This window comes from Nitrosomonas sp. Nm132 (genome assembly GCF_900100485.1).
Lineage (GTDB): Bacteria > Pseudomonadota > Gammaproteobacteria > Burkholderiales > Nitrosomonadaceae > Nitrosomonas.
In genome coordinates this window covers 1-5233 of the sequence record NZ_FNDH01000081.1, presented here as the reverse complement: position 1 = coordinate 5233, position 5233 = coordinate 1, and the positions used below count along the sequence as shown (strand labels likewise).

At 52.0% G+C, this 5233-nt stretch carries 3 protein-coding genes, 1 other RNA gene and 1 pseudogene; 1 reads left to right on the top strand and 4 read right to left on the bottom strand.

Translation table 11 applies throughout. The features are described from left to right. Nucleotides 1-386 precede the first annotated feature (386 nt). The 3 genes from BLP80_RS14255 to BLP80_RS15390 form a co-directional block, all read right to left on the bottom strand. Nucleotides 387-3194 (bottom strand): sensor domain-containing protein, encoded by a 2808-nt coding sequence (locus BLP80_RS14255; protein ID WP_176754390.1) that lies wholly within the window; start codon nt 3192-3194, stop codon nt 387-389. Between the two features lie 207 nt (nt 3195-3401). Then, on the bottom strand, nt 3402-3647 hold the full coding sequence (locus tag BLP80_RS14250) for a hypothetical protein (protein ID WP_143002316.1): 246 nt from the start codon (nt 3645-3647) through the stop codon (nt 3402-3404). A 107-nt stretch (nt 3648-3754) separates the two neighbouring features. Then, nucleotides 3755-3988, bottom strand: coding sequence for a hypothetical protein (locus BLP80_RS15390; RefSeq protein ID WP_143002315.1), 234 nt, complete (start codon nt 3986-3988; stop codon nt 3755-3757). Nucleotides 3989-4525: 537 nt separating this feature from the next. Between BLP80_RS15390 and ssrS the strand changes: the two genes are divergently transcribed. Next, nucleotides 4526-4705: non-coding RNA, 6S RNA (gene ssrS, locus BLP80_RS14245), on the top strand. Nucleotides 4706-4812: 107 nt separating this feature from the next. On the opposite strand, the pseudogene BLP80_RS14240 reads toward ssrS, so the two are convergent. Beyond that, nucleotides 4813-5233 (bottom strand): annotated as a pseudogene (locus tag BLP80_RS14240) (transposase); the annotation flags it as partial.

Below are 5233 nucleotides of genomic sequence, written 5' to 3'. Positions count from 1 at the left end.
TCTGGGTCAGTTGCGTCATGGTTTACCTTCCCGCTTTTCTGGCTAAAAAAGAATTATCTCCTTTTAATCAAGAAGGCGCACAGCAAAATGACTCGTTGTGAACAAAGGATACTCATATTGATCACCATTTTCGGCTGATCACGCCTGATAAGGCGATCCTTGATATCGCTTTTTATGACATATGCACTCCAGAAGGCGGGCACGAAACCTTCATAGATCTGGAACTACTCGATGCAGGATACTAAAAAGCTGAATCGTTTCGTGCAGGACTGTCAGCTTGCGTTACCGTGCGACGATTCAAAGTGCCTCGTGAGCCCGGTTCGACGTCAGCAGATTGCTCGAACGCTGCTACAGGGTCGGACCCTTCTCGCGCTGCATTGCCAGCTTCATTCCCTATCAGCCGGCAGGCGAGATCGCGCGCTCACACCGTTCAGAGCTTCGATAAAGCTCTCCAGAGAAACCGGCTTGCCGAAATAATAACCCTGCAGCTCATGGCACCCCTGAACAGTCAGCGACGTCGCCTGCTCGAGCGTCTCCACACCCTCTGCGGTAACCCGCAGATCCAGGCTTCTCGCTAGCGCGAGGATCGCCTGTACAATAGCTCCGTCCTGACTGCTTTGCGCAATGCCGGATACAAACGAACGATCGATCTTGAGACCCGTGATCGGAAAGCGCTTGAGGTACGCGAGGGAAGAGTATCCGGTGCCAAAGTCGTCGATCGCGATCCCACCGACGCCGAGTTCCCGCAGTTCGTAAAGGATCTGCGAGGCCTGTTGCGGCTCCTTCATCAGAAGACTCTCCGTCAGCTCGAGCTCCAGCCGGCCCGGATCGACCCCGGTGGCGTCGACTGCTCGTATCAGTCCTTCCCGCAAGCGGCGTTTCCCGAATTGCCGTGCCGAAACGTTCACCGCAATATCGATTCGCCGGCTACTGACCTGATCCAAGCGCAGCATGTCCTCACATACCTGACGGATGATCCAGTCCCAAAAGTCGACTATCAGCCCGGTTTCCTCTAGCAGCGGCACAAACTTCGAGGGTAGCATCAACCCTTGCTCGGGATGATGCCAGCGCAACAAAGCCTCCGCGCCGACAATCGCCGAAGTGGAAGCCAGCACTTTGGGTTGGTAGTGTATGGCCATCTCGTTGCGCTCCAGCACGCGCCGCAGCTGCCCTTCCAGCTGGAGGCGCTCGAGGCCACCTTCGTTCATGCGCGAGTGGAAGAACTGCACGCCGTTGCGTCCCTGCCCCTTGACCTCGTACATCGCCGCATCGGCGTTCTTCAACAGGTCTTCCAGCGTGTTGCCATCTTTGGGGTACAGGGCAATGCCGACGCTTGCGCTGATGAACGTCTCGTGGCCATTCAAACTCACCCCTTCTGTCATCCGCGCTGCGATCTTGCGCGCTAGCCCAGCAGCAATTTCTGTGCGCTGGAGGTCTTCGATCAATACGACGAACTCATCCCCGCTCAAGCGCGCTACGACATCGTGCGCACGCACGCACTCACGGATACGTGAGGCAGCTACCTTGAGTAACGCATCGCCCGCAGCATGACCCAGCGAATCGTTGACTGCTTTGAACCGATCAAGATCGAGAAAGAGCAGCCCAAGCGGGCGATTGGTTCCCTGCGCCCGCTCTATGGCTCTTCTCAAGTGGTCATGGAAGCGCTTGCGGTTTGGCAGTCCGGTCAGGAAGTCGTAATGGGCAAGCAGGTCGAGCTCACGGGTTGAGCGATAGCGGTCGATTGCGATAGCGCACATCTGGCTTGCGATATGCAGGAGTTGACCATCTCGCTCGAAACCATGGTCCGAGTTGATACGATAGTGCGCAAGCACGAGACCGATCGTATCCCCCGTGGAGCCTCGGATTGTCTCCAGATTGGTCTGGCTGACCGCCAACTGCTCCATGAGCCGAAGGTAGGCTCGGGACTCAAACCAGCGGCCAGGTGTCTCGACATTGATGCAATACGAATCATCTTTATGTTGTCCGATGCGCGGATGAAGCGCCAGCAGCTGGTCTCGGTACCAGGACGGCAGACTGCGACCGGTGACAACATTCAGATTAGTCGTGCGCCCATCCTCACAGAAGAAAATAGCGCAGAACATGTCGCCCGATTCGCGTTCAATGGCATCTGCCACCACAAACAGCGCGTCTTCCAGCGGCGCTCCTCGCACCACCTTTTCGAGGACAGCTTTTTCTGTAGACAGCAGCACTTCCGCCCGCTTGCTCTCGCTCACATCCCGGAAGGTGGAGATTCGTCCCACTACCTCTCCCTGAATGCGCTGGGGACGCGATGTCCATTCGAAGGATCGGCCATCGTGGAGTTCTAGGCACTCGGTCAGCTCAGAAGTCGGCGCGCCCAGCAACTGCTGGTTGCGTTCAAGGAAAGCCTTCGGATCACGGACTTTTGCCGCGAGCGAAGCGAAAAGCAAGCAGTCGTCGTCCTGCACTCGCTCACGCTCAGACAGCTTCCAGAGCTCGAGATAGCGAGTATTGCACGCCACGATCCGTCCTTGACCATCGATTGCCACAATTCCTTCGGCCGTCGATTCCAATATCGCCGAAAACAGTGAGTTGGCCGTACGCAGTCGATGCTCCGCTTCGGTACGCCGCTCCAGCTCATTCATGGCGATCCCCAGCATCTTGCGCGGATATGCTTGAGTCACGCGAAACACCAGAAATCCTATCAGCGCACCAGGAATCAGCCCGAGTGCCGCGGCCATGAAGACGGGTTGCAGAGACCGCGATACGGTCAGGGTGGCCCTGGTCCCATCCGCCTTACGCACCTCAACGCGCTTCCGGATAAGGTCCAGCGCGCCGTTGCTATTCTCTGTGTTCAAGGTCACTTCGCTCCCACTGCCGATGGAGATGGTGTGCAACAGCTGTTCCAGAGTATCTCGGCCTTCTCTGCGTGGGAAGTGCAACGGGCCTTGCAGTTTGGCTACCGCGGAGAGCATCGCCGCTTCATTGGTCGCGAGCAGATGCTGCGTCACATAGCCGAAGCCCAACACCAGCAATGGAATCAGTAATCCTGCAGCAATGCCCGTGAACCAAGCAATCCCGCTACTCAGTTGGCCAAGCTGGTCAGTGTCAGGAGCACTGATCTCCGCTCTTGCGCGCGGATCCGTTGCTGTACATTCCCCGACAATTGTACTGCTAAGCATTTTGGGTATAAGATAAAAATAACCCTTTCTCATAAGGGATGGATGTGCTGGAGGCGGACTGACTTTCAAACACATTGATGATCGATCAGGTCTTGCGTAACGCTCAGGTGCAGGTCATCAGCATAACGCCCTCCTCGACTTGGCCCTAGAAAACATCCGCAAGTTCATAAAAAAACCGGTTCGCAGCAATGGTGGTAACGGACGTCAAAGTGAACGTGCAGCTTGGACGATGAGCCCTAGCTAGGCAGCAACGAGGCACTCTCCTAGGGCGCGCGGTGACATTTGTGGTTGAGACGCTGGCTCGAGCATGTCAGTCGGCGCGCTAGGCTCGATTCCACCATTATAAAACACCGAGGTGCCAAATCCGCCATCACCGGCCACTCCTTGGCAGGTTGATGGCCGCCCCCACAGCATAAATTCGAATGCAAAAACTCTGATGATCAGCTGCAGAGTGGAATCGGTGCCGATGAGATTTGATGGCGGCACGTTCAATTCACCATGTCCTCTCCAGATGCCGAGCACCGAGGAGCTCACAAGTTGCCCTTCGCAATACAGGTGCTCGCCATTGTCAAAGTTGCAGTCCCGCATCACTTTTACATAGCCACCACTGTGCCGGCCAAATCGAGCGCACAATCCAAGCCAAAGGTCTGTGTGGACTGCAGCGCTTGCGGAGAGTTTCCCGTCACTAACTCGAGCAACTCGCGTTTTCGCTGTGCACAAAACTCGGCGGCATCGAACTCAGGTTGTTCCATCTTGTCTGCCTTCCTCCAGGATATAGGAAAAAATAAACACTCTTTGTCATCGAAAATGACTTTACTGAAAATCAATTTGATTTTCAGTGTATAGGAAAAATAAACGGTGTATAGGAAGAAATAGGATAAATAAACACCCTTTTTATCAAAAATATCTGTCCTAAAAGTATGCTCCTAGAAACTGCAGGTTGACTGCTTGACTGAAAAACCAACACTAAGACCATGACATATAAGTACAGGCAAAACTGAGGTCAGATACCGTCTTGAATTGCAAGTACTGAATGATTGAACTTTGCGTCAAATGATTGTCCCGATTTAACCCGGATATTTCATAAATTGGCACGTGCCAATTTATGAAATATCCGGGTTAATGGCTCAGCGCTAATCAAAAATTGAGGCTCAACAAATTGCAATCATGGCAACACTTTATGTCATTCATGCATTGCTTACCATGTGTCTAATTAAAAGTTTTGACATGAATGAGTTTAAGCGTAAAATTAAAACCATGGAGAGCAAGTTGAACGAGATATTGCTAGAACGAAAAAATTAATAGAATTGATTATTAAGTAAATTGGCTTTTTGAATGCTATGGCTGAAAAAAGCGAGTAAAAATTTTCCCTGCAGTGTTTGTTAAGGCTCATATTCTTTGAACCAATTCCTAGTATCTGGTTGTAAACCAAAGTGATGCTGTTGTGCGCTTCTTAAAAAAAGAAGTACCTGATGCATACGGTTAGCAACCACCTTGAACCTTAAGGTTCAAGATGACAGTCTGACGGCATTTGCGGGGAAGCTATTTTGTATGTATGAAGTTGCATTAGTGTCAACGGTTTGTTGAGAAAGCCGGTTTTATGCTGCGACTGCTTCATGTAGAAAGAATTCTGGTATGCGTCTAAAGTAATTTAGATAATTTTGTAATTTCTTTTCAATTTGTCGTATCGTGTTGCTATTGCCCGATACTGCTTTAGTCGTGCAAAGGTGTTTTCCACCAAATGCCGGTACCTATACTCATCGTACTTCAAAATTCGGCAGCTATACCTTCTCCCGTTGGGAGAGGGTCGGATGAGGGATGATAAAAACCGAATTTTGAAGCGCGATGAGTATATACAAGCCCCAATCCATATCTGCGTTACCCTTCAGCGAATTGCGCTTTCTTGGAATCACGGCCCTGGTTCCTTTCTTTATGATCTGCTCACGTATGCACTCACTGTCATAGCCCTTATCCGCCACAATCGCCTGCGCATCAGGTAACTTGGCAATCAGCTCCGGTGCCGCAGAGCAATCATTCACATCTCCACCGGTAATTTCAAATTCAACCGGCAA

Coding starts and splice junctions, on each gene's coding strand:
- BLP80_RS14255 (WP_176754390.1), bottom strand. CDS start 3,194: ATGAGAAAGGGTTATTTTTATCTTATACCCAAAATGCTTAGCAGTACA.